18 protein-coding genes and 1 pseudogene are annotated in these 22,308 nt (G+C 69.3%); 7 read left to right on the top strand and 12 right to left on the bottom strand.

Features of this window, described 5'->3' with window-relative positions; all coding sequences use genetic code 11:
• Positions 1 to 126: 126 nt before the first annotated feature.
• From HNR22_RS31615 to HNR22_RS31225, 11 genes and pseudogenes are all read right to left on the bottom strand, one after another.
• Positions 127 to 2,721: an RICIN domain-containing protein gene (locus tag HNR22_RS31615; RefSeq protein WP_179779858.1), complete on the bottom strand. Its 2,595-nt coding sequence runs from the start codon at positions 2,719 to 2,721 to the stop codon at positions 127 to 129.
• A gap of 63 nt (positions 2,722 to 2,784) precedes the next feature.
• A complete protein-coding gene (locus tag HNR22_RS08295; protein WP_179779857.1) occupies positions 2,785 to 4,401 on the bottom strand; it encodes a beta-N-acetylhexosaminidase in 1,617 nt (538 codons plus the stop codon).
• A gap of 8 nt (positions 4,402 to 4,409) precedes the next feature.
• A complete protein-coding gene (locus tag HNR22_RS08290; RefSeq protein WP_343059735.1) occupies positions 4,410 to 5,270 on the bottom strand; it encodes a carbohydrate ABC transporter permease in 861 nt (286 codons plus the stop codon).
• Positions 5,267 to 6,109: a carbohydrate ABC transporter permease gene (locus HNR22_RS08285; protein ID WP_343059734.1), complete on the bottom strand. Its 843-nt coding sequence runs from the start codon at positions 6,107 to 6,109 to the stop codon at positions 5,267 to 5,269. The genes HNR22_RS08290 and HNR22_RS08285 overlap by 4 nt, the downstream gene beginning before the upstream one ends.
• Positions 6,110 to 6,290: 181 nt before the next feature.
• The gene (locus HNR22_RS08280) at positions 6,291 to 7,616 is read right to left on the bottom strand and encodes a sugar ABC transporter substrate-binding protein (RefSeq protein ID WP_179779855.1); all 1,326 of its coding nucleotides are present in this window, start codon (positions 7,614 to 7,616) and stop codon (positions 6,291 to 6,293) included.
• A gap of 176 nt (positions 7,617 to 7,792) precedes the next feature.
• On the bottom strand, positions 7,793 to 8,980 hold the full coding sequence (locus HNR22_RS08275; protein WP_179779854.1) for an ROK family protein: 1,188 nt from the start codon (positions 8,978 to 8,980) through the stop codon (positions 7,793 to 7,795).
• An 805-nt stretch (positions 8,981 to 9,785) separates the two neighbouring features.
• Positions 9,786 to 11,777, bottom strand: coding sequence for an acyl-CoA dehydrogenase family protein (locus tag HNR22_RS08270; RefSeq protein ID WP_179779853.1), 1,992 nt, complete (start codon positions 11,775 to 11,777; stop codon positions 9,786 to 9,788).
• A gap of 254 nt (positions 11,778 to 12,031) precedes the next feature.
• The gene (locus tag HNR22_RS08265; protein ID WP_179778423.1) at positions 12,032 to 12,220 is read right to left on the bottom strand and encodes a hypothetical protein; all 189 of its coding nucleotides are present in this window, start codon (positions 12,218 to 12,220) and stop codon (positions 12,032 to 12,034) included.
• A gap of 87 nt (positions 12,221 to 12,307) precedes the next feature.
• Positions 12,308 to 12,844 (bottom strand): ATP-binding protein, encoded by a 537-nt coding sequence (locus HNR22_RS08260; protein ID WP_179779852.1) that lies wholly within the window; start codon positions 12,842 to 12,844, stop codon positions 12,308 to 12,310.
• A 115-nt stretch (positions 12,845 to 12,959) separates the two neighbouring features.
• Entirely contained in the window at positions 12,960 to 13,586 is a 627-nt protein-coding gene (locus HNR22_RS31230; RefSeq protein ID WP_246381688.1) for a hypothetical protein, read from the bottom strand.
• Between the two features lie 672 nt (positions 13,587 to 14,258).
• Positions 14,259 to 14,941: pseudogene (locus HNR22_RS31225) on the bottom strand (GTP-binding protein); the annotation flags it as partial.
• Between the two features lie 301 nt (positions 14,942 to 15,242).
• On the opposite strand from HNR22_RS31225, the gene HNR22_RS08250 reads away from it, so the two are divergent.
• The 3 genes from HNR22_RS08250 (at position 15,243) to HNR22_RS08240 (ending at position 18,561) form a co-directional block, all read left to right on the top strand.
• Complete coding sequence (locus tag HNR22_RS08250) at positions 15,243 to 15,635, top strand: nuclear transport factor 2 family protein (RefSeq protein ID WP_179779851.1); 393 nt, start codon at positions 15,243 to 15,245, stop codon at positions 15,633 to 15,635.
• A gap of 86 nt (positions 15,636 to 15,721) precedes the next feature.
• On the top strand, positions 15,722 to 16,906 hold the full coding sequence (locus HNR22_RS08245; protein ID WP_246380754.1) for a peptidase M23: 1,185 nt from the start codon (positions 15,722 to 15,724) through the stop codon (positions 16,904 to 16,906).
• 128 nt (positions 16,907 to 17,034) lie between these two features.
• Positions 17,035 to 18,561, top strand: a complete 1,527-nt coding sequence (locus HNR22_RS08240) for a class I SAM-dependent methyltransferase (protein WP_179779850.1) — start codon at positions 17,035 to 17,037, stop codon at positions 18,559 to 18,561.
• 10 nt (positions 18,562 to 18,571) lie between these two features.
• Here HNR22_RS08240 and HNR22_RS08235 read toward each other — a convergent pair whose 3' ends face one another.
• On the bottom strand, positions 18,572 to 19,063 hold the full coding sequence (locus HNR22_RS08235; protein WP_179779849.1) for a MarR family transcriptional regulator: 492 nt from the start codon (positions 19,061 to 19,063) through the stop codon (positions 18,572 to 18,574).
• Between the two features lie 18 nt (positions 19,064 to 19,081).
• Between HNR22_RS08235 and HNR22_RS08230 the strand changes: the two genes are divergently transcribed.
• The 4 genes from HNR22_RS08230 to HNR22_RS08215 all read left to right on the top strand — a co-directional run bounded on the left by HNR22_RS08230 (position 19,082) and on the right by HNR22_RS08215 (position 22,039).
• Positions 19,082 to 19,723 (top strand): mycothiol-dependent nitroreductase Rv2466c family protein, encoded by a 642-nt coding sequence (locus HNR22_RS08230; RefSeq protein ID WP_281374140.1) that lies wholly within the window; start codon positions 19,082 to 19,084, stop codon positions 19,721 to 19,723.
• A 53-nt stretch (positions 19,724 to 19,776) separates the two neighbouring features.
• Positions 19,777 to 20,538 (top strand): GNAT family N-acetyltransferase, encoded by a 762-nt coding sequence (locus tag HNR22_RS08225; RefSeq protein ID WP_179779848.1) that lies wholly within the window; start codon positions 19,777 to 19,779, stop codon positions 20,536 to 20,538.
• A 120-nt stretch (positions 20,539 to 20,658) separates the two neighbouring features.
• A complete protein-coding gene (locus tag HNR22_RS08220; protein ID WP_179779847.1) occupies positions 20,659 to 21,546 on the top strand; it encodes a hypothetical protein in 888 nt (295 codons plus the stop codon).
• Positions 21,539 to 22,039, top strand: coding sequence for a SigE family RNA polymerase sigma factor (locus HNR22_RS08215; RefSeq protein WP_179779846.1), 501 nt, complete (start codon positions 21,539 to 21,541; stop codon positions 22,037 to 22,039). Before HNR22_RS08220 ends, HNR22_RS08215 begins: the two co-directional genes overlap by 8 nt.
• Positions 22,040 to 22,308: the final 269 nt, after the last annotated feature.

The following is a 22,308-nucleotide window of genomic DNA, read 5'->3' as shown; positions in this document are numbered from 1 at the left end:
CGGGAAGGATTGCCGTGGAGGCTCTGACCGCGGCTTTGGCCCGTATTCCCGCACTTGGTGTCGAGCCGGTTGCGGTCGTCGGGCGGTGGCAGTGCCACCACCGCCCGACGGTCCCCGATCGGGTAATCAGCTGCCGTAGGCCTGCAAGGATCGCAGAGAGTACCCGTACCCGGTCCCCCGGGCGGTGGTGTAGATCCGGAGGTAGCGGCCGGCTCCGGTCAGGCCGGTGAGATCCTGAACGCCTCCGGTGCCGGCGGTGGTGGAATAGATGGTGGACCAGCTTGTGCCGTTGGTCGAGGTCTGGATCTGGAAGGCCTTGGCGTAGGCGGCCTCCCAGGACAGTTTCACCTCGGTGATTGTGCGGCTGGTGCCGAAGTCGACCTGGAGCCATTGGATGTCGGAGTAGCCACTGGACCACCTCGTGTTGAGGTTGCCGTCGGTGGCCAGGATCGCGGTGTAGGTGGTCCCCGGCTCCACGGACGAGGCGGTGGTGGGCTTGTTCAGTGCCAGGTCGGTGCCGTTGCTCCCTCCAGCCGCTGAGAAGCTGAGGGTCTGGGCCGCTGCCGGTCGGGTGTCACCCGCTGTCCCGGCGTTGTCCCAGTTGCGCTGGGGCGCGGTGACCGCCCCGGGTGCGCTGGAGGTCAGGCTCAGGGCCAGGCCGCTGTAGCGGTTGACGAGCCGGTAGGTGCCCGTAGCCGTGGAAGCGCCGCTGGTGGCGGGGCTGCGCACGACGGTCTGCAGATACCACTGTTGGCCGGTTGTGGGGCTGCCGGAGCCGAGGGTGGTCATGGTCGTCGGTGCCGCCCAGGCGCGCCCGGCGTTGCTGCTCGAGTCGACGCTGAGCGCTTGGCCGGAGGCCGCGTTGGTGACGGTGAAGAAGCCGTCGCCGGTGGCATTGAACATCCATTGCTGGGATGCCGACGTGCTACCGGATCCGCTGGTCGTCAGGGTGGTGCCGTTCTGGACCAGGTAACGGTTGGTGGAGGCCAGGATCTGGTAACCGGTACCCGCGGCCACGGGGGCGGTGGGCAGCGCGGATGCCGAGGTGGGTTGCAGGGTGATGGGCGTGTACTCGGCGCCGTAGGTCGAGCAGGCCACGACGCAGTAGGACCGGAACGTCTTGCCCACGACGGTGGAGCTGGTCAGGTTGCCGGAGTCGAGGAACCACCGGTACCACGCCCCGTTGAGGTTCCCGTTGGTCAGCCCGAGGTCGAACCACTGCTGCGTGGCAAGGTCCCTGGTGGCGTAGAAGTGCAGCGGGGTGTTGACGCCGGTGTTCTGGGCGACGTTGTTCTGCGGGGTCCCGATGTACAGGCCGAGGTAGGCGTTCCAGGCCACGTTCATGACGGCGAGTTGGGAGCTGTCGGGCATCGTGCCGGCGGCGACCTGCGCCGCCACGGTGCCGGTGGCGGTGGGGGAATAGTCCTTGTTCGGCGGGGTGTAACCGCTGCCCAGACCCTCGGCCGGAATGATGTTGCTCTCGGCGCCGCCGACCCCGGGGGTCTGCCAGGCGCCGTCGTACCACTTGGTCCAGGAACTGGAGGCCATCTTCTGGGCGATCGGAGCCCGGGCGACGTGCTGCAGCCACACGGCGCCGCCGGTCTTGCCGACCGCGCGCGTGGCGTAGAAGACGTAGAAGTATCCCGAGGCGTAGTCGACGAACAGGCGCGGGTCGCCGTCGCCGTAGTAGTAGGTGGACTGGGGGAAGGCGGCGGTGTCCCCCCGGGTGGTGCTGTACGGGGAGGTCAGGGCGTGGCCCGGGATGGCCCAGGTGTTGCCCTTGTCCTTGGAGACGGCGTAGTCGATGGCGTCAAAATGCAGGCCGTCGCCGAAGGGCTGGCCGGTGAACTCGTTGTGGACCAGGCCGTACCACCAGCCGGTGTCCGGGTCGACCCACACACCGGTCAGGTCGCAGTAGTTCGGCAGGGGGTACCCCGAGCTGGGGGTGGCGTTCACCCCGGTCGGGCTGGTGTTGCAGCGCGTGGTGGTGTCGGCGTTGTCGGCCACCGAGGTGATCGCGGCGGTGGTGACGTTGTCGAAGTTTGCGCCGGTGAAGAACGACCATTTGCGCTTGTCGTTAACCCCGTAGAGCGCGTGCGCCGACTGGTAGTAGAACTGACCGTTCGAGTCGATGTAGGGAAAGCTCGGGGTGTCGTCAGCGTTGTTGAAGGGGACGGCCGGGCCGGAGGAGATGGTGTACGCCGACTTGGGGGCGGTGGCGGCGGTCCATCGCTGCGTGGCCTGGGCCGGGTCGCAGGGGGCCAGGCCGACCCGGGCGTTGTTGACGATCGAGCCGCCCACGACGCCCAGACACTTACCGGACTGGACGCTGTAGATGGTGCCGTCGGGCAACGCCTTGAACTTCTGCGCGGCGTTGGCGACGCAGTCGTACAGCTGGATCAGGGCGCCGGTGGCGTGCGAACCTCCCGTGACGTCCAGGCATTTGGTGGTCCCGGTGGCCGGCGTGACCGCGACGGTGCCGTCGGTGCGCCAGGTCCAACTCTGCGCGGCCGAGCCGTTGCAGGTGAAGACCTGGATGGCGTTGCCGTTGGCGGTGCCGAAGTCGGCGTCGTCGAGGCACTTGCCACCGATGGTGACGGCACCGCCGGCATCCACGGCGCTGGCTGCGGGTGCGGTGATCACGCCGAGGGTGAGCAGCAGAGCAAGGATCAGGAGTGTCGCGAGTGTGGTGCGGGACGGGGGTGGGGGAATCCGTTTCACCGTTTCTCCGATCTTCGGACGTCCTTGCGGGGGATGACGCCCTTCGCGTGCCGGGTGGCGCGCTCAGGTCTTGATGCCGGCGACGAGGTCCTCGATGAACGTCGCCCATTCGTCCCGGGTCGCGGGTTTGCCGTCGACTCCGGGCCGGGTCTGCCAGGGCAGGGGTCCCTGGTGGGGGCGGTACTCGACGCCAATGGCGTCCAGCCTCCGCAGGTGGGCTTCGAGCCGCGGCAGGAAGTCCTCGTAGGAGCGTTCCTTCGGGCTCCACAGGGCTTCGGCGATGGCGCACAGCCGCGGGAAGGCGTAGTAGTCGACGATTCGCGGTGCGTCCATGTGCTCGGTCCAGATGTTCGCCTGACCGCCGAGCACCCGTGCCGCCTGGTCGGGCGTGAGCTCCTCGGGCACCGGGTCGAAGGCGTACGCATCGCGCAGGGTGAGCGGGACGGCGAAGGGGATGGGTTCGCGGGGATCCTCGGACTGGCGGTAGTCCAGATAGACCTGGTCGTCGGGACAGGAGACGACGTCGAAGCCGCGCCGGGCCGCGGTGACGGCCCCGGTCATGCCCCGCCAGGAGGCCACCACGGCCCCGGACGGCGCGTCGCCTTCGAGGATGTCGTCCCACCCGAACACGCGGCGTCCCCGGGCGGCGACGTGCTCGCCGATCCGGCTGATGAACCAGGACTGCAACTCGTTCTCGTCGCGCAACCCCCGCAGGCGCATCAGCTCCTGGGTACGCGCGTCGGTGTGCCACTGCTCCTTCGGGCACTCGTCGCCGCCGATGCCGATGTACGGGCTGGGAAACAGATCCATCACCTCGTCCATCACCTCGCAGAAGAACGCGACGGTGGTGTCCTCGGTGTTCAGCACGTTGGTGTTGATCCCCCACCGGGTCCAGGTCTGCAGTGCATTCCCGGTGACGCCAAGCTGCGGGTAGGCGGCGATGGCGGCCTGGGTGTGCCCCGGCAGGTCGATCTCGGGCACCACGGTGATGTGGCGCTGGGCGGCGTAGGCGACGATCTCCCGGATGTCGTCCTGGGTGTAGAAGCCGCCGTGCGGGCGCCCGTCGCCGGGGGCGTCGGGCGTGGCGCCGAGCTGGGACTCGCGGCGCCACGCCCCAACCTCGGTCAGGGCGGGGTGGCGCCGGATCTCGACCCGCCAGCCCTGGTCGTCGGACAGGTGCAGGTGCAGGGTGTTCAGCCGGTGCATGGCGAGCAGGTCGACGAACCGCAGCACGTCGTGCTTGGGCATGAAGTGCCGGGCCACGTCGAGCATCGCTCCGCGCCAGCCGAAGCGTGGGGCGTCGGTGATGGTGACGGCGGGCACCGCCCAGAGGGCGGGCCCGACCGGCGATCTGCGGTAGATCGCGGGCGGCAGCAGTTGCAGCAGCACCTGGCAGCCGTAGAAGACGCCGGCGCTGTCACCGCCCTCGATCGTGGTGCCGGCCGGGCCGGAGACCAGGCGGTACGCCTCGGCGGCCAGCTCCGGGCGGATGCGCAGGACGATCGCCTGCTCGGCCCGACCCTCGGTGATCGGCAGCGGGAGCCCGGTGGCCGGGCGCAGAGCGTCCTGCAACCACTGCGCGACGGCGGCGAGGCCGGCGGGGGCGTCGATGGCGGTGGAGGCGGTCAGCTGGAACACGCCGTCGCCGTCCAGGAACGAGGCGGGAAGTGGCAGCGGCATCGAGCGGGTCACCCTTTCACGGCGCCAGCGGAGATGCCGGTCACCAGCTTGCGTTGGATGATGAGGAAGAAGACCACCACGGGCAGCGAGAAGATGACCGAGCCGGCCATCTGGCCACCGAAGTCGGTGCCGGTCAGCGGTGTGCTGAACGAGGCCAGCCACACCGGCAGGGTGTAGTGGTCCTGGTCCTGCATGAACGTGTAGGCGATCAGGTAGTCGTTCCACGCGGTGATGAACGCGAAGACGCTCGTCGCCACGACCCCGGGCACCACCAACGGGAACAGGACCCGGACCAGGATCTGCCAGGTCGAGGCGCCGTCGATCCGCGCGGCCTCCTCGACCTCGACCGGGATCGCGATGAAGAAGCCGCGCATCACCCAGATCGAGAACGGCAACACCAGCGCGACGTAGGCCAGCACCAGGCCGAGGAAGGTGCCGAGCAGACCGATCTGGTTGAACACCAGGAACGTGGGGATCAACAGGGCCGTGCCCGGCAGCATCTGGAAGATCAGGATCGCGACCATGATGGTGCGCCGCCCACGGAACCGGAACCTCGACAGGGCTGCGGCCGCGAGCATCCCCAGCACCAGGGCCAGTACGACCGATCCGCCGACCACGATCAGGCTGTTGCGCAGGTTCAGCAGGAAGTCGGTCTGGCTGATCGCGGCGTCGAAATTGCCGAGCGTGGGTGCCTTCGGGACGAACAGCGGGGTCGAGGTCATCGCCTCGGAACGGGGTTTGAAGGCGGTGTTCACCATCCAGTAGACCGGGAACACCCAGATCAGGCTGAAGATGATCGCGGCGGTGTTGTTCCACCAGCCGCCCACCGGGTTCCCGGCGTGATCACGGCGCGGCCGACGGTTGGTCACAGGTCCTCCCCCGAGCGCAGCATGCTGCGGATGTAGAAGGCGGTGATCGCCACCAGGATCGCGGTGGTGATGACGGAAAGGGCCGCGCCCTGGCCGATGCGGAAGGTCACGAAGGCGGTGCGGTAGGCAAAGATCCCCAGCGTGGTGGTCGCGGAGTCAGGTCCGCCGGCGGAGACCAGCCAGATCTGGTTGAAGACGTTGAAGTCCCAGATCACCGACATCAAGGTGACCAGCAGCAGGGTAGGGCGCAGGAACGGCAGGGTGATCGACCACCACACGCGCCACTCGCCGGCGCCGTCCATGCGGGCGGCCGCCTGCAGTTCGGCCGGCATCTGGGTCAGCGCCGCGTACAGGGTCAGGGCGATGAACGGCACCGCCTGCCACACCACGAGCAGCCAGATCGCCAAATAGGCCAGGGAGGGGTTGTTGGCCCAGTCGGTGTTGGTCAGGTCGCCGAACAATCCGGTCTGCGTCAGCAGCCAGTTGATCACGCCGTAACCGGGCTGGAACAACCATTTCCAGACCAGCGAGGAGGCCACGGTCGGCATCGCCCAGGCCAGGATCAGCACCAGGGTGACCACCGTACGCATGACAGCCGTCAGCCGAGTCAGCAGCCTGGCCACGCCCGTGCCGACCACGATGCTGCCCGCGACCATGGCCGTGGTGAACAGCACGCTGCGCAGCAGCGCCCACCAGAATTCCGGATCGACGACGAGGGTCGAATACTGCTCGGCTCCGACGAACTCATAGCGCCCGGTGAACAGGGTCCGTTGGCTGTAGTCGGTGAACGAGGTGAAGATCAGGAAGGCGATCGGGGCGACGGTGAAGGCCAGCAGCACGATCCCGGCGGGGGAGACCAGCAGCCAGGCCGCTCGGCTTCGCCGATCCTCACGCCGCGGCCGACCGGTGGTGGCCGGGCGGGTCACCGGCAGGGCTGCGGCCCCGAGAGCGGGGGAGGGGGAGGGGCGCCCCGCCCGGGCCGGGCCGCGGTCTGCGGCCAGGTCCGGGCGGGGTGGGCTGTCACTGCGCCGCATTCAGGGCCTTGCCCACCGCGGCGTCGAACGCGCCGGCCGCGTCCTGGGGGGTCTTGGTGCCCGAGGCGATGGCGGAGAACAGGGTGTTGATGTCCTTGTTCCCCTCGACCCGGGCCCAGTTGGCACTGGCGGGGGTGGCCTTGGAGTTCAGCGCCGCGCCGAAGAACGCCTTCTGCAGCGGGGGCAGGGTGCTGTCCGCCGCCTTGATGGCCTCGGTGCTGTTCGGGATCCAGCCGTCGTGGCCCGCGACCCAGGTTTTCTGGACCTCGGGGCTGGCGGCGATCTTGACCCACTGCAGGGCGAGGTCGGCGTTGGCGCTCTTGGCGGCGATGCCCCAGTCGGAGCCGCCGATCATCACCGGCTGGGTCTTGCCCGAGGAGCCCGGCATGGGGAACGTGCCGAGGTCGGCATCGGTGATCTTCGGGTTGGCCTTCTTGATCATCGCGATCTTGCCGTTGGTGTCCAGCATGGCCGAAGCCTTGCCGTCGGCGAAGATCTGGGTCTGGTCCGGGGACACGTTGTCGACCGTCCGGGAGGCCGGGACCGAGTACGTGTTCTGGAAGGACTTGTAGGCGGCCAGCCCGGTCTGCGACGCGGGCGATCCCAGGCCTGCGGTCCAGGTGGAGCCGGACCTCGTGGCGATGTCACCACCGGCGTCCCAGACGAACTGCATGCCCGCGTACCAGCTCTGGCCGGGCAGGTAGAACGGCGAGAAGTCCGGAGCCGGGTTGGCCGCGCGGACCTTGTCGAGGTCGGCGGTCAGTTCGGCGAAGGTGGTCGGGGCGCTGGTGATGCCGGCCTTGGCCCACATGGTCTTGTTGTAGATCACCGCGCGGGCGCCGGCGAAGCCCGGCACCGCGTAGAGGTTGCCGTCGACGGTGGCCGGGTCGGCGAGGCCGGCAACCCAGGTCTGGCCCTGCTTGAGGTCCGCGGCGTACGGGGTGAGGTCCTTGAGGCCTCCGGTGGCGGCGAAGCTGGCAACCTGGGTGTTGCCCAGGTCCAGCACGTCGGGCGGAGTCGAGGTTGCCAGCGCCGTCGTGATCTTGGTGGTGATGCCGTCCCACGCCTGCACCTGGACGTCGACCTTGGCGCCGGTCTGCTTGGTGAACTCCGTGTTGATCGCATCGAGGGTCTCGGTGGTGTAGTCATCGGTCATCACCCAGACCGTGACGGTCTTGCCGGCGCCGTTGACCGTGCTCACGGCCTGCGGCTCGGTGCTGCCGGCTGATCCGGAACCGGCCCCGCAAGCGGTCATGGACGCCGTTGCCGCGAGTAGCAGCGCGACGGCGACGCAGGTGCGCGATTGCTTCATCGAGATTCTCCTGAAAGGGGGGTGGGAGATACATTGGGGGAAAGCGGTACTCGTCTTCGTACGCCCAGGACCCGCGTCGGTAGCGGTGGGCCTTCGAAGCGTTCAGGGCAGCCCCGAATCCGGTGGTGGCCGGCAGGTCGGGACGTGCAGGATGCGGACGTCAGCGGTGCGCCGGACTACAGCACGCCCAGTTCCGCCGACAGCACCATGCAGGCACTTCCGATCAGGGTCAGGTCGGTGTCACCGGCCAGTGAGCGGATCCGCAGTGAGGCGCTGACGGCCGGAAGCGTGCGCGCCTGCGCGGTCTCGATCACCGCCTCCAGCAGAGTTCCTTCGATGAGGTCGGGCGGACCGGTCAGCACCACGTCGTTGAGGTTCAGCACACTGACGATCGGAGCGAGGACGACCCCCAGTGCCCTTCCGGCTTTCGCGAGCACCGCGGGGCGTTGCGCCTCGTCCGTACGCGCCAGGCGACCTCGCAGGTGCGCCGCGCTGATCAGCATGTCCAGGCAGCCGCGGCGCCCGCAGACACAGGCATCCCCGTCCTCATCGACCGTGACATGCCCTATCTCACCCGCGGCGAACTGCTCTCCTTCGACCAGCTTGCCGCCCACGACCAGGCCCGCACCCACACCGTGGTCGATCGTCACGACCATCAGGTTCTGTACGCCCTTCGCGCGCTCGTGCAGGACCGCCAGCGCAGCCAGGTTGACATCGTTGCCCAGGTGAGCGGCGACCCCGAACCGCTCGGTCAGCCGCTGCGCGAGAGGTAGGTCGCTCCATCCCAGATGCGCGGCATGGCGTATGACACCGGTGTCGTCGATGATGCCTGGTGAGCCAACCCCGATGCCCAGCACCCGCCGGTGCGCCAGGGCGAACAGCTTCTGGACCAGTGTCAGCACCAGCTCGTAGGCCTCGACGCCAAGGGAGGCGCCGAGCTCCACTTCGGCCCGGTCCAGGATGTCGCCACGCAGGTTGACCACCGCACCGGTGAACCGGTCGCTGTGCGACAGGTCCAGCACCAGTACGTTCGTCCCATCCTCGTCGATGCGTACCAGCTTCGCCGGCTTGCCGACCCGGCCCTCCTGACGGGGGCCGATCTCGACCACCAGGCCGTCCTGCTCCAGCTCCGCGACCAGCGCGGAGATCGTCGGGGCCGTGAGCTTCGAGGCCCGCGCCAGCTCGGATCGGCTCATCTCGCCCTCGTTGTACAGCCGAGCCAGCACCAGCGAGCGGTTGTGTGCCCGACTGTCCTGCGTGCTGGCCTTCGTGCGCTCCGGCGGAGTGCGCCGCTGCGGGGACACCTGGAACAGCCCTCGCTGCGGCAACCCGGCCCTGGCGCCGAAATCCGCCGTCCCCTGCACTGGCGATCACCAAGTCTCACTGTCTCGGAGATTTATAAAACGTCTTTACTTAATGTGGCTTAGATATTCATCTTCCTGACGGGTGGCTGTCAAGAGCTCCGCAGCCCGGAGTTTCGGCAGGGGCGACCGGCAGTGCCTCGGAGCGGGCCGACCCGGCGAGCATCGCCGACGCGAGCAAGGCCGTCGCGACCTCACGGGTCGCGCCGCCCAAGAGCATCTGTGACACGGTGTACGCGCAGCCGGGCTACGAAACCTCAGTCGCCAACCTGGCTCGGGTCACCCTGCAGGACAACAACGTCTTCGGCGACGGTGCTCACGACGACCGTGGTGTTCCCGGCGGCGCAGGGAGGCGTACGCAACGTCAATGAGCGACTGTGACCTGTCGATGCGCGGCGGGCAGGCCGCGCTCGAGTTGGGTATCCCGGATGACGGTGCGGCGCTGCCGAAAGTCGACGGCTTCGGCCTGCCGGCAGACGGCTCGCTGCTGTTTTTCCTGGACCATGAGGAGGACTACCTGGCCGCTCCCGACGGGGAGCGGAAGCACGCGCGAGTCGTGTGTGTACCGACCGGCATCGATACACCGAAGGCGGCCGCGGGTCCGCACTGCCCGCGGCCGCCGATGCCAGGTGCTGGGCATCCGCTCATAGCCGCGAGACGCGCCGGGCATGGGCGCTGCGGCAACCCGCCGGCCGAGTCCCGGGCGTCTACGCAGCCCACGGTCACGATCACGTCGCTCGCACCCCAGGACTTCCGAGGTCAGGGGGTTGGGTACGCCCGATTGATCGGCGAGCGGGACGGCGTCCGCCTACGCTCGTACCACCTGCCGGTCGCCGGCGGCGTCATGGGCGGACATCGTTTCCTGCCTGCGGGGTTCCTCCCGCAGGATGGCGCAGTGCAACCACGTGTCCGGGATGGCGAAACCGTCCACGAGCGTTCGCATGTGCGGGCGCAGTTCTTTGAGCAATCCGTTCACCACGCCGGTGATCGCCTTCGAGCGGGCCGGTGTGAGCCGGCCGTGCTCCAGGAACCACCCCTTGTTGGCCTCGATGACACTGAGCGCGTACAGGTCACAGACGCGGGAGAGGAGCGCCTGGACCGCCGGGTCGGCGGTGTCCGCGATGCCGGCGACGAACGCCTCCAGGGTGACCCGGTCGATGTGCGCGGCGGCGACGGCCAGGACGTGGTCCTGAACGTCGTTGAAGATGTCGAAGGGGCGGTCCTTCTTGGTGGCCGCGCCGCCGCGAAGGCGACGGACAGCGCCGTCGAGAAGATGCCGCTCACGGTCCTCGAAAACCTTCAGCTGCCAGCCGCGGTCGGTGACGGCTACTTCCTCGTCGCGGCCGGGCACCGCGCTGACCAGCCGTTCGATGAGCGACCGTGCGGCGGTGCGCTCGAGCACCATCTCGCGGACCTGCTCAACTACGAAGGAGGCGCGCCCCCAGCCGTCCAACGAGCCGAACTCGTCGCGGAAGCCGGTGAGCAGCCCCTTGGCCACCAGTTGCAGCAGCACCGTGTTGTCGCCCTCGAAGGTGGTGAAGACGTCGGTGTCGGCCTTGAGACTGGGTAGCCGGTTTTCCGCCAGGTAGCCGGCGCCGCCGCACGCCTCGCGGCACATCTGGATGGTGCGGGTCGCGTGCCAGGTCTGCGCGGCCTTGAGGCCGGCGGCCCGGGACTCCAGCTCCCGCTGCCGGTGCTCGTCGACCGGCCCGTCGCCGCCCTGCACCTCATTCAGCGCGGCTACCAGCTCGGTCTGGGCGAAGTGCAGCGCGTACGTGGTGGCCAGGGCCGGCAGCAGCTTGCGCTGGTGGGCCAGGTAGTCGTTGATCAGCACCTCCCGGTCGGCGCCGGGAGTATCGAACTGGCGGCGGATGTCGCCGTAGCGCACTGCGATGGTCAGCGCGGACTTGGTGGCCGCCGACGCGGCGCCGCCCACGCTCACCCGGCCACGGACCAGGGTGCCGAGCATGGTGAAGAAGCGCCGGGAGTCGTTCTCGATCGGGCTGGAGTACGTGCCGTCCTCGGCGACCTGACCGTAACGGTCCAGCAGCATGTCGCGGGGCACCTGCACGTGGTCGAAGCTGAGCCGCCCGTTGTCCACGCCGAGCAGGCCGGCCTTGGGCCCGGCGTCGCCGATGGTCACGCCGGGCAGCGGGTTGCCCTGTGCGTCGCGGATGGGCACCAACCAGGCGTGTACGCCGTGCCGTTGACCGTTCGTGATCAGCTGCGCGAAGACGACCGCCATGCGTCCGTCCCGGGCGGCGTTGCCGATGTAGTCCTTGCGGGCCGCCTCGTGCGGGGTGTGCAGGTCGAAGGTCTGCGTCTGCGGGTCGTACGTGCAGGTGGTGCGCAGTTGCTGGACGTCGGAGCCGTGGCCGGTCTCGGTCATCGCGAAGCAGCCGAAAATGGTGCCCGAGATGATGTCCCGCAGATAGACGTCGTGGTGGCGCTGGGTGCCCAGGGCTTGGACTGCGCCGCCGAACAGGCCCCACTGCACGCCCGCCTTGACCATCAGCGACAGGTCGACCTGCGCCAGCATCTCGCTGGCGATGATCGAGCCGCCGACGTCGGAGCTGCCGCCGTACTCGGTGGGGAAGGCCGACGCGATCCCCAGTTCGACGGGGAGTTCGGTGAGTAGCCGGGAGATCCGCTCACGTGCCTGGTCACCGGTCTCGCCGTACACCGGGAGGAAACGCTCGTCGAGGTGCTCCCGGTGCGCGTTGCGCACCTTTGCCCACGGTCCGTCGAGCACGTCCCGCAGGCGAGCGAGGTCGATGTGGCCGGACGCGTGATCGTGCATGGTCACCCCTCGGCTGGTGGACATATGGGTACAGTCCGTACTCGATCAAGAGTACCGGCGGGCTGTGGTGACCTGGCGAACGAGATCGCGGTGAGACGGGACACCATCGCCGAACTCTCACCGTGCTCACGGCGGAGGGTCTGCTGCACCGATTGGTCGGGCGCGGCGGCACGCAGGCCCCTCCTCGACCTGATCATCGAGGTGCGGCCGACGGGCTGGCCGGGCCTTCTCCCGACCAGCCCGCCGCTCGTGCCTCAGTCTGTGTTCTCGGTCTCGGCCAACCGGTCGGCCGGGGCCTGCGCCACCGGGTGGCCGGTGTCGTCGACCAGCCCCGGCGCCATGCTGCCGCCGTGGGCGTCCTGCGCCGCCCGGGTTCTGCGGGCCCCCTCGTCCTGCGGCACCCCGGTCTGCTCCCCATCGCGTCGCTCGTCCCGCTCGGTCATGTGTGTTCCTCCCTCGGTCCTGACCAGCGGCGGTACCCGAACGACCGGCCGGGAAACCGATCAACGACCTGTCCTGGCCGCCCGGCGTCAGGAGACCGACGGCGGCCAGCGATGTGCGCGCCATTCGTTCCATGTCGCGAAACCAGCCGGTGGCTCATCAATGGGTTCGCTGCCGTCGAGTTCGCCTGGCGTCGGGATGTCGATGCTGGCGGCCCACTCGACGAGCTCCTCGTCGGACATCGGCCACGTCGTGTGCGGCGCTTCGGCTTGGCGCCGGTCGAGTCGTCTGCGCTGCTCGGCAGGGGTGAGCGCGAAGTAGCACATCTCCACCAGCGCGCCGAGGTCTGCTGCTGCCTGCCGCAGGGCGGAGCGCTCGTCTCGACTCCAGAGCCCGTAGTCGATCACAACGTTGTTGCCGAGTTCGAGGGCGCGCAGCCCGATCTCGATGAGTCGTCCTTCGATCACGTCCTGAGCCGATGGCGGATTCTCGTGCCCGTAGAGAGCCTTCACCCATTCGTCCTTCGTCAGACGAAGCGCTGTCCGCTCGTTTTCGATACGCCGAGCGGCAGTGGTCTTCCCGGTGCACGGGAGGCCGACCGTCAGGAACAGTGTCGGTCGCGTCATCAACACCCACTTCCGATCGAACGAGCCGTCAACGCGACTCCAACCACCGCGCTCGGCCCGCGCGGCTGGCGCTGATCGCATTCTGAAAGGGCCTCCGCATCTCGCGCGGGCCCTTTCAGTTTCGGTTCCTCGGCTGGGCGAGGAAGCGCAGGTATTCCACCCGGTCGAACGGGTTTCCGTCGGTGCGGGGCCGGTGCGGCGGGTCACCGGACACCACGCGATCGCCGCCGGGCACCGACGACCACAGCCCTTCCCCGCTGGACAGGTCCGGCAGCCGCCGTTGCGCCTCCGGTTCGAGCCGTGCCGGCAGCACCCCGCCGATCCGCCAACCGGCGGCAATCTCGTCGGTGCCGTCGATGCGGGCGCCGAGCCGACCCAGGTACGACGTGACCGCGCCGAGCCGGTCGGCCGGTACCTCCGCCTCGAACCGGCGGCACGGCTCGTAGACCCGGGTACCGGCCCGGGCGAGCGCCTGCATGAGGACGTACGGCGCCAGGTCCCGGAAGTGCCCGGCCGTGGTGATCGGCGACCAGTAGCCGCTGTGCGTCAGGGTCACCCGGATGTCGGTGACCGGCCATCCGTGACAACCCTGGTCGAGGGCGGCCCGGGTGGCCTCCTCGATGGCCTTGTGGAACGACAGCGGCAGCGAGCCGAGCTCGACCTCCAGCCGGTAGTCCACCGCGGAGCCGGGCTCGACCCGGAACCCGACAGTGCCGAAGAAGCCGTGCCCGATGATCTCCATCGCCGAGCCGGTGCCGGTTGGCCGCTCGACGTGCATGAGGCGGCCCGCCCCGAACTCGGCCTCGATCCCGTACGCCTCGGCCAGCGTGGCGGCCAGCACCTCGCGCTGCACCTCGCCGTAGAGCAGGACGCTCGTGCCGCCATCCGGGGCCACCCGGGTCCGGATGAACGGGTTGGTGTCCGCGATGTCCAGCAACGCGGCGTGCAGCGCCAGCGTCCGGGCCGGGTCGCGGGGTCGCACCACCGCCTCCAGGGTCGGTGCGGGAAAGTACGACCTCCCGTCGAGGCCGGCCGAGCTGCCGAGCTGGTCACCGAGGCTTACCCCGGTCAGGCCGGTGACCCGGGCGATGTACCCGGCGGTCAGCGCGGCCGGCCCGTCGTCCCGGCCGGTCGGCTCGGCCTGTTCGGTGGGCGCGCCGATCACGTCGAGCCGGGTGATCCGGGCGCGGGTCGCGGTGATCTGACCGTCCGGCTCCCGGCGGTACGCGATGACCCGCTGGCGGGCCCGGAACTCCCCGCCGTACGACCGCAGGTACGCCACCCGTTCGCCGGCGGGGTCGCGTTCGATGGCGAAGACCCGGGCCCGCGGCTCGGGTTCCGCCGGTGGCGACGCCGGGAGCAGGGCCGCGATGGCGTCCAGCAGTTCCGGTACGCCGGCTCCGGACAGCGCCGAGCCGAACAGCAGGGGGTGGACCTGCCCGGCCGCTACCTGGACCCGAAGCGCCTTGTCGATCCGATCGGGGTCGGGTGGCAGGTCGTCCACGAGGGTGGCCAGCAGCTCGTCGTCGTGTTCGGCGAGGGCCTCGGCGAGCCAATGGGCGGCGTTGCGGTCGTACCGTGGATCGTCGAGCCGGAAGGCGGCCTCGGGGGTGCCGGGCGCGCGGACCGTGCCCAGCGGGGCGACGGCCGGGGTGAGCAGCCGGCGTACGTCCGCGACCAGCTCGTCGGTGCGGGCGCCCGTCCGGTCGATCTTGTTGACGAAGATCAGGGTGGGTAGCCGGAGTGACCGGAGGATCCGCATGATCCGCCGGCTGTGCGGTTGCACCCCCTCGACGGCCGACAGCACCAGGATCGCCGCGTCGAGCACCCCGAGCGCGCGTTCGACCTCGGCCACGAAGTCGCTGTGCCCGGGGGTGTCGAGCAGGTTGACCTGGCGGTCGGGTAGTCCGAACGCGGCGACCGCGCTGCGGATGGTGATGCCCCGGCGGCGCTCGATCTCGCCGGTGTCGGTCTGGTGGTGCCCGCGTCGACACTGCCGAGCCGGTCGGTGACGCCGGTGGCGTGCAGCAGTCGTTCGGTCAGACTGGTCTTACCGGCGTCAACGTGGGCGACGATGCCAAGGTTGATGGTCTGCATTGGCTGACGGGTCCTCGAAAGCTCGCGTCCGGATGGGCGGGAAGGTTTCGAGTCCTCGCATCGCCGTGCTCCCGTCGGTCGGTTCGATCCCGTCATGGCACCGGGCCGGTGGTGGCGGCTTCCGGTCAGGCTGACACAGCCGGTCCAGGCCGTCCACCAAATATGACCGGCTTGGTTCCAGGCAGCAGCGACGTTGAGGGCGCGGTGCCTGTGGGCTCCACGGACCGTGGCCGCTACAACGGGTGCCGGCTCGACGAGAACTGGGTGACCGGTGGCCGGGGAAACCCCGTACGCTGGCGTGGTGATCGACTTTCGCGCGGCGGTTGAGGCACGCGATCCCGATGCCATCACGGCGGCGCTGGCCGACGACGTGGTTTTTCGCAGCCCGATGGCGTTCAAGCCGTATCCGGGCAAGGCAATCACCGCGGCGATCCTGCGCGGCGTGCTGCGGGTGTTCGAGGACTTCCGGTACGTCCGTGAGCTGAGCGGTGACGACGATCGCGATCACGCGCTGGTGTTCGAGGCGCGGATGGGCGACGTCGCCGTCGAAGGTTGCGACTTCCTGCACCTGGACGAGAACGGCCTGATCGACGAGTTCACCGTCATGGTTCGCCCGCTGTCCGCCGCGCAGGCCCTGTCCGCCGCGATGGCCGCCCAGTTCGCGCAGATCCAGCGTGAGGCCACCGCCGGCTAGCGCGTCCGGCAACTCATAGACAAAGATCGATCTTCGGTATAGCGTCCTGCGGTATACATCAGCCTCTCAACCTCTCTGGAGAGGACATGATCAGTACTCAACGCTGGCTCGGTACCGCCACGGCGATGCTGCTCGCTGCCACCATGGTCAGCACCGTGCCGAGCGGCGCCCACGCCGCGCCGGCCGGTGACGTCACGGTCGCCGTGCAGAACAAGCTGCTCGAGGAGGCCGCGGTCGCGGCGGGCCAGGGAGCCCGCGCCGCCGGACTGGCGGACACCCGGGTGACCGTCACCCGCCGGGACGGCCGTGCCTGGGCATTCGGCACCGCCGTGCTCGTCGCTCCGCAGGAGGAAGGGCTCTATCCGTCCGGTTGGATCTTCGTCGCCCGCCACCAGCGCGGCGACTGGCAGGTCGCCTTCGAGGGGGAGGCCACCTTCACCGAACTGGCCGCGGCCGCGCCCGCCTCCGTCGTCGCCCAACAGGAAATGGCCGCTCTCACGGCCCCCGGCACCCTGGCTGCCAACGGAGACTTCCGCACCGGCATGCGCCTGCCGTTCACCGTCGGCCAGTCCTGGACTCTGCGGGGCGGCCCGCACGGCTGGTCGGGCTCTCCGCGACCGTTCAGCTCGATTGACCTCCAAGGCGGTGACCAGCGGGTGCTGGCCGTGCGCGCCGGTACCGCTTACACGATGTGCAAGGGCTGGATCCGGGTGATCCACGACCGGGGGTACGCCACGGACTACTACCACCTCTGGAACAACATCAACGTCGACGGCGCGTCCGTCTCGGCGGGCACCTACCTCGGCGACACCGGCACCGACATCACCTGCGGCGGGAGCGCGAGCAGCCGGCACGTGCACCTGGGGCTCCGGCAGAACAGCGCGTACGTGGCGATCGCGACCCACAACCTGGGCAAGTGGGTGCCGAGAGAGGGCAGCACGGCCTACGAGGGCTCAGCGCTGCACGGCTCGAAACGCGTCTACGTCGGCGGGGCGCTCTACAACTACGGCGCGCTCGGCTTCACCCAGGGAATCGTCGACAGCAACGGCGGCACGTCGATCAGCCGGCGGTCCGGGCCGGGCACCGGGTACGGCGTCGTCGGCTCGCTCGCGGACGGTGCCACAGCGAGCATCGCCTGCTCGTCGAACGGCACCAGTCTGACCGGCCGCTGGGGTGCCAGCACGCTGTGGAACAAGCTCACCGACGGCACCTGGGTCCCCGACGCCTACCTGTACACCGGATCGGCCAGCCAGGTCAACGGCTGGTGCTGACGCACCACCCCGCGCCACGTCGGCCACAGCTCCCCAAGGACGTCGTCGCCGTCCCGGTCGGATAACCGCAACAAGCCTCCCGTTATGATCGCGGGCCGCACACAGGCTCGGAACAACGTGGGGTGACCATGGCTGGCCCGTCCACCCGCTTCGTGCTGTTTCCAGGGCGCCATCACCTGCTGACCTGCTTCCAGGCTGACTACCTGCGGCGGCTCGCCGAGGAGGGCGCTGTCACGATCGTCTGGGCGGTGACCTCCGCCAACCACGAGAACACCAAGCGCAATCCGGTCCCGTACCACCGGCGGGAGGCCGCGATCGAGCGATTCAGCGTGCTGAGCGGGCTGCGGTCGGTGGTCGTGCCGATCTTCGACACCGCGTACACCGACGCCTTCGCCGAGGTGACCCTCAAGAACATCGCGGTAGCCACCGGACTCGAACTCACTCCTGCCGACACCCTGGTGGCATGCTCGACGCCGCAGGTCGCCAAGCTGTACGAGCGGCTCGGTTTCACTGTCGCGCAGGTCGAGGCCGACCCCGAGCTGCGTACCACGCCCGAACGGCCCTGGGACGTCCTGCTGCGCCTGGCCGCGGGCGACGACACGTGGCGCAAGCTGACGCACCCGGCGACGATCGACGTCTTCGAGCGCTACCGCCTGGTCGACGAGATCCGGATGGTGGTCAACGACCCCCTCGTCGGCGACGAGGGTGGCCTTACCGTCACCCGCGACTACCGGACCTACGTGGAGGCCTTCGCCGGCGCCGCCGAGCGTAAGTGGGACGCCGTCCGGCAGTACGTGCAACCCGGCCGGATCGTGGATATCGGCTGTGGTGCCGGGGCGGTCCTGGAGTTGGCCGACCGGGAAACCGGCCTGCACGAGAGTGACCTCATCGGCGTCGAGGTCGCCCGGCACCTCTTCCAGGAGTGTCTGCACAAGAAGGCGCAGGGCGTGTTCCGCAACGCCAACGTGTACTTCTTCCACCGAAACGTCCTTGGCGGCGCGGTCTTCAAGGACCGGTCGGTGGACAGCACCCTCACCTTCGCGCTGACCCATGAGATCTGGTCGTACGGGCGGCAGCGGGAGTCACTGTTGCAGTTCGCCCGCCGCATCCACGACCACACCGTGCCCGGTGGCGTCTGGATCAACAGCGACGTGTGCGGCCCGGACGACCCCCACCGCCCGGTGATCCTGCGACTCGTGACGGATGACGGCGACAACCCGGCATCGCCGCACCGGGACCTCGCCAGCCTCGACTCCGCCGAGGTCAGGCGTTATGTCGGCGGACTGTCGACGCGGGCACGGCTGGAACAGTTCGCTGTCGACTTCGCGTTCCCCTTCGACTACGAGGCGCTGCCCGACGGCTCGGTGCGGCTCGAACTGGGCTCCGCGATGGACTACCTGACCCGCAAGGACTACACCGACAACTGGCTCTCCGAGACGAAGGAACAGTTCTGTGGCCTCAGTTTCGCCGAGTGGACGACACTGCTGACGGAGGCGGGCTTCGAGATCGGTCCTGCCTCCACCGCCGTCCGCAACGAGTGGGTGATCGACAACCGGATCGCGCCGGTCGCCTCTCTCGTCGACCTCGAGGGCCAGCCCCTCGACTGGCCGACGACCCACATCCTCACCGTCGCCCACCGACCCTGGAACGAGTGAACGCTCGCACTCAGGCACCCAGCGCGCGGGTCAGCGTCGCCAGTAGGCGCTCGAGCGCTGCGCGGTCGCTGTCGGTGAGGCCACGCAGGATGCGCGCCTCGTTGGCCAGATGCTCCTCGATCAGCTGGTCGATCAACGTCATTCCGGCGGGTGTCAACGCCACCACCCTGCCGCGCGCGTCGGATTCGAACACGGAGCGTGACACGAGCCCCCGGGCGATCAACCGGTCCACCCGCTTGGTCACCGCCCCGGTGGTGACGAGCATCCGTTGGCTCAGCTGCCCCGCCGTGAGCGCGTACGGATCACCCTCCCGACGCAGCGCCGCGAGCACGTCGAACTCACCGTTGCCGAGGTCCGCCGCGGCGAACGGCGGCCGCAGGGCTGCGTCGAGTACGACGGCCAGCTGCTGGATCCGACCGATGATCAGCAGCGGGCTGGGGTCGAGGTCTGGTCGCTCGCGTCGCCACTGGCCAACGATCTGGGTGATGCGGTCGTCATCCACCGTTGCATCTTACCTTCCATGGAAGGTAACTTCCCTTCCATGGAAGATAATTCTGGCCGCGCGTCGGCGGTGACGGCCTACGTGGACCCGTCCTGTCCGTTCGCCTGGATCACCTCGCGCTGGCTGGTGGAGGTGGCACGGATGCGTCCGGTCGATCTGCGGTTCGAGGTGATGAGCCTCGCGGTGATCAACGAGCATCGCGATCTGGAGCCCTGGTACCGCGAATTCAACGACCGCGCGTGGGGGCCGGCGCGGGTGTGCACGGCGGCACACGCCGAACACGGCGCCACCGCCCTCGCGAGTCTGTACACGGCGCTCGGTCGCCGGATCCACGACGAGGGCGACAAGGATTTCGACGCCGTCGTCCCCGCGGCCCTGGCCGAGGCGGGCCTTCCCGCCGACCTGGCCGGGGCCGCCCATCGCAGCGATGTCGACCCGCGGATGCGGGCGAGCACCGCCCGCGCGCAGCAACTCGTGGGCGAGGACCTCGGCACCCCGACGGTCGTGGTCGACAACGTGGCGTTCTTCGGCCCCGTACTGACCTCGATCCCGCGCGGGGAAGAGGCCCTGCGGGTCTTCGACGGTGCCCGTCTGCTCGCCGCCTGTGGGGCCTTCTCCGAACTCAAACGCGTCCGGGCCGGCGGCCTCAGTTTTGCCTAGCTCCGCCGTATCACGCGCCGAGTCGAGACCCCTCCGAAGGGACAACTGCCGCCATGACGACAGAAGCGAACGAACGCGGCTGGTCCCTGTCCGCCTCCGACGCGCCGCTGCGCCAGGCCCGCAATTCCGCTGCGTTCTGGGCCACCACCGGGCGGGTCCGCGGCCACGAGGTGCTCCGCCGCCGAGGCTTCCTCGCCGTCGTCGGCGACAGGCGCGCGGGCCTGCGCATCCTGATCCAGGAGCCCGACCTCCGTCGTGAGGAACTGGCCGAGATCACCGAACTGGCAGCCCGGGCGACCGGGCCGGTGGACGCCGAGGACCCGTTCAGCTCGACGGATCTGCGTCACCTCGACATGCGTTCCTGGCAGATGCCGGTCATGCTGCGCCAGCCCGACGTCGTGGCCGAGCCGGCGATGGCGGTCATCCGGCTGCGAAGCGAGGAGGACCTGCGGGCCGCGGAGCGTACCGTGATCGCCGCTTTCGAGCTGGCCAGGTTCGTGCCCTACCGGGCCGGCGAGATAATCCCGACGGCGTTGATCCACGAACCAGGTGTGGACGTGTTCATCGCCAGCCTGGATGGCGAGACCGCCGGGGTGTGCGTCACCGTCGTGCACGGTGGGCTCGGCAGTCACTACTGGGTCGGCACCGCACCGGCGTTCCGGTCCCGTGGTGTCGGGCGGGCGATCATGCTGGGGTCCCTGGCTCCGATGGCGGACCTGCCGGTCACACTGACCGCCTCTCGGCTGGGCCGGCCGCTGTACGAGTCCCTGGGGTTCGCCGTCACCGCCGTCTCGACCTGGTGGTCGTCCCGGTAGGAGTCCGTTCGCCCAGCTGAGAATTCGCGCCGAAAGGCGGTAACCAAATCGGCTGGCCAACCCGTCAGGTCAGGTGACGGATCGCCACCGCGGGCGGCCGGCCGAGGAGGAGCACGGGACATGGGTGACGTTCATGGGCGTTTGAGGGACGACCTGGCCCGACACCCCGCCCCGCCGTTGGGTGACCTGGTCCAGCAGTCGATCGTGCAGGGCCGCCGGCTGCGCCGCCAGCGCCGACAGGCGCAGTTCGGCGCCGGCGGATCGGCGTTGGCGATGCTGCTCGTGATCGGCCTGGCCGCCGGGCCGCTCGGCGTCGGTGCCGATGACGCCGGTCAGCCCGGCGGGCCGAACCTGGGCTTGCCGAGCGGGTCGGTCGACACCGCCACGCCGTCCCCGGCCGAGCCGCCGGCTGGCGCACCTGTCGGGTCCGAGGAGGGCGACAACGAGGAGCGAGGAGACCCCTTTCGGCCAGCGCCGCCGAGACCATCGACCACGGTGATCGACACCGTGAGGATGGGGCCGGGGCCGGACGGTGACCTGCTGACCACCACACCGCAGGGCGCTCTGGAACTGCTGACCCGACTGCTGCCGAGGGGGAAGACCAGCGGTTATGCGAACCTGCAGAGCAGCGGGACAGCCCCCGGCATGCCGTACGTCCAGGTCTACCTGGACCGAGGCGATGGGCCGGGCATGCTGAGGCTTGCCATCTCCCGTGACAACCTCGACGGCGATCCGCCCCTGGGGACGGTGGAGCTGACCGAGGCACCCGATGACTGCGTGCAGAACAAGGTGGTAACCGTGCACCATCGCGGTGGCATCCGGGTTGATCTGATGGTCTCCACCTGTCTGGTGTGGGACGCCAAGGGGACCGTGCCGGCACGGCCCGTCCTCTCGGTGAAAGAGGCGACCGAGATCGCCGCCAACCCGACCTGGGGGACGAAACTGCCCGCCGAACTCGTCGTCACCGGTGCCAAGAACTTCCCGACGCTGGCCCGGTCGAATGGCTGACGAAGACTTCGTGGAGTTCGCGCAGGCGGCCGCCGGCCGCCTGCGCGACGCCGCGTTCCTGATGTGCCGCGACTGGCATCTCGCCCAGGACCTCACCCAGACGACCCTGGCCAAGGTGTACGCCAACTGGAGGCGGGTCCGTCGGGCCGACGAGCCCCACGCGTACGCCCGCAAGATACTTCTGCGCTGCATGATCGACCAGCAGCGGCGTCGCTCCAGCCGGGAGTTGGCGATGTCGGCGCCGCCGGATCGGGGCGAGGAACATCCGGCCGAGCTGCGCATGACGTTGCTGGACGCGGTCGCCACGCTGCCGTTACGGGATCGGGCGATCATCGTCCTGCGCTACTGGGACGACCTGAGCGTGGAGACAACTGCCGAGGTCGTGGGCGTCTCCACGGCGGTCGTCAAGAGCCAGAGCATGCGTTCGCTCAACCGCCTGCGCGAGTTGCTCGGCGAGACCCGTTCCGAACTGTTCGCCGAGGAACGCCATTGACCGGTCCCGGCCGCGGCCGGTCGCGGCGGATCCCGGTGGTGTCGGGCCGCCGGTCGGCAGCGGCCGCGCCTGTGGTGAGGCGAGGAGCATGCCGCCACGCATCGTCGCCGGAAGCGCGACCTGCGGTGGCAAATGTCTGCGTTGGGGGAGGTCCAGGGTGTCCGTATCGAGCAACAGGACGTGCCGAGGCTGGATTCGCGGCAGAGGCCGAGGTTCGGTCGCGGTCCTGTCGGCGTTGGTGATGATGGCCGCAGGGTGTCATCAGTCGA

Origin of the sequence: Micromonospora jinlongensis, from assembly GCF_013410645.1 — a bacterium.
Taxonomy (GTDB): domain Bacteria; phylum Actinomycetota; class Actinomycetes; order Mycobacteriales; family Micromonosporaceae; genus Micromonospora; species Micromonospora zamorensis.
The sequence above is the reverse complement of the archived record's forward strand: the minus strand, read 5'-3'. Positions and strand labels throughout refer to the sequence as shown.

Excerpts from the sequence above, each read along its gene's own strand:
- HNR22_RS08220 (WP_179779847.1), top strand. The coding sequence starts at position 20,659 with ATGGGTGACGTTCATGGGCGTTTGAGGGACGACCTGGCCCGACACCCC.
- HNR22_RS08230 (WP_281374140.1), top strand. The coding sequence starts at position 19,082 with ATGGAAGGTAACTTCCCTTCCATGGAAGATAATTCTGGCCGCGCGTCG.
- HNR22_RS08265 (WP_179778423.1), bottom strand. The coding sequence starts at position 12,220 with ATGACCGAGCGGGACGAGCGACGCGATGGGGAGCAGACCGGGGTGCCG.
- HNR22_RS08295 (WP_179779857.1), bottom strand. The coding sequence starts at position 4,401 with ATGCCGCTGCCACTTCCCGCCTCGTTCCTGGACGGCGACGGCGTGTTC.
- HNR22_RS08270 (WP_179779853.1), bottom strand. The coding sequence starts at position 11,777 with ATGCACGATCACGCGTCCGGCCACATCGACCTCGCTCGCCTGCGGGAC.
- HNR22_RS08245 (WP_246380754.1), top strand. The coding sequence starts at position 15,722 with ATGATCAGTACTCAACGCTGGCTCGGTACCGCCACGGCGATGCTGCTC.
- HNR22_RS31230 (WP_246381688.1), bottom strand. The coding sequence starts at position 13,586 with ATGGAGATCATCGGGCACGGCTTCTTCGGCACTGTCGGGTTCCGGGTC.
- HNR22_RS08225 (WP_179779848.1), top strand. The coding sequence starts at position 19,777 with ATGACGACAGAAGCGAACGAACGCGGCTGGTCCCTGTCCGCCTCCGAC.
- HNR22_RS08280 (WP_179779855.1), bottom strand. The coding sequence starts at position 7,616 with ATGAAGCAATCGCGCACCTGCGTCGCCGTCGCGCTGCTACTCGCGGCA.
- HNR22_RS08215 (WP_179779846.1), top strand. The coding sequence starts at position 21,539 with ATGGCTGACGAAGACTTCGTGGAGTTCGCGCAGGCGGCCGCCGGCCGC.
- HNR22_RS08240 (WP_179779850.1), top strand. The coding sequence starts at position 17,035 with ATGGCTGGCCCGTCCACCCGCTTCGTGCTGTTTCCAGGGCGCCATCAC.
- HNR22_RS08260 (WP_179779852.1), bottom strand. The coding sequence starts at position 12,844 with ATGACGCGACCGACACTGTTCCTGACGGTCGGCCTCCCGTGCACCGGG.